The organism is Bradyrhizobium sp. AS23.2 (assembly GCF_001908185.1).
Lineage (GTDB): Bacteria > Pseudomonadota > Alphaproteobacteria > Rhizobiales > Xanthobacteraceae > Bradyrhizobium.
In genome coordinates this window covers 1-1,242 of record NZ_LGHM01000351.1, presented here as the reverse complement: position 1 = coordinate 1,242, position 1,242 = coordinate 1, and the positions used below count along the sequence as shown (strand labels likewise).

The 1,242-nt window shown below is 59.7% G+C and carries 1 protein-coding gene; it reads right to left on the bottom strand.

Annotation, left to right across the window (positions count from 1 at the left end; all coding sequences use genetic code 11):
• Positions 1–1,017: 1,017 nt before the first annotated feature.
• Positions 1,018–1,242 (bottom strand): hypothetical protein (locus tag AC630_RS42085; RefSeq protein WP_245330672.1); only part of this gene is annotated, 225 nt, incomplete at its 5' end.

Below are 1,242 nucleotides of genomic sequence, written 5' to 3'. Positions count from 1 at the left end.
AAGGTCGGTGAACTCCTCGACGTCTTCTCCAAGGAAGAGTGCGCCAACTATCTCAAAAACTCAGGCTATGTTTCCGTATAAACACAGCACGCTCTAGAACGACGTGCCACCGCCGAACCTGAGCTCCTGGACGACATCTCCATATCTCAAGAGCACCTCGCCTGCTCTGAAATGGGAGAGCTGTGGCCGCGGTGTGGCTTGAACGTTGCTGCATTGTTTCTGCTCGTTGAATTTCATGCGAGCGCGGAGACATGGGCCCCTGCTCAGCAGCGCACCACTTCGTGGATGCGCTCGATTTGCCATTTTAGATAACAGACACGCATCCGCGTCCTCGCGGCGGAATTTGCCCGAGCTTTGCTTCGTCTCTTCGCCCTCATAGCCAAGAGGGCGCAGGGAAGGCCGGGCGCCGGCTGGCACCCACGGTCCGCTGTGCGAAAAGCACACGCAGAAGAACTGCACAGCGACATACAGGTGAAGCCCAACACACGGCCTTCCCTGCGCAGTGGTTTGACGGCTTATGCCGTGCTCTCCCGGGAGCCGAGTTCCTTCTGGCCTCCCTCCCCCTCGCGAAATTCGCAGACACCGCGCCGGTTGACGCGAATGCCGCCTCCGCAAGAGCTTGACCGTAGCGACGACGGCCAGGACCACACGGTTTTGCCGTACGCACGTTCGTTGGCGCCACAGGGTTTTCCCGCGCTGTCGACGTAGCGGGAAGAATGTTGGCGAGACGAACTCTCAGTGCCGCTCGTCGGCACGAAGCCTCGGGCTCACGGAGAGCAATCCGCCCTGCCCGCACTTTCCGCGCCCGACGCTGCCGCGTCCACCGCAAGCCCGACTCGCGAAACGTGACGACACAAGATCGCCCCTCAAGGATCAGCCGGGATGGAGAACACATACGCTATTTCCGAATTTCGGTAAAGTGGAATATTTTCGCCCGCGCGGCTTGACACCGACGCTCGTCGAAAAGTTCCCGGCGTTTTGCCCGACGGGCAGCCCTCCGGCGCCGAGATGACCGGCTCAGGCTGGATGTCGAAGGGAACTTCTATGATCATGATGCTTGAAGAAGAGATCAAGCTTCACGGGTTCGCCGGTATCTCGCCAGAACAGTCTCTTACCCATGCTGCCCGCCACCGCGAGGCGATGGTGGCCGCCGATTAGAGTGTAATCATCCGTTGCTATGGCAATGATCTCGCCGGTTTCATCAACGATGACTTTCATGCGCCGCCTCCGATGCAACGCGGC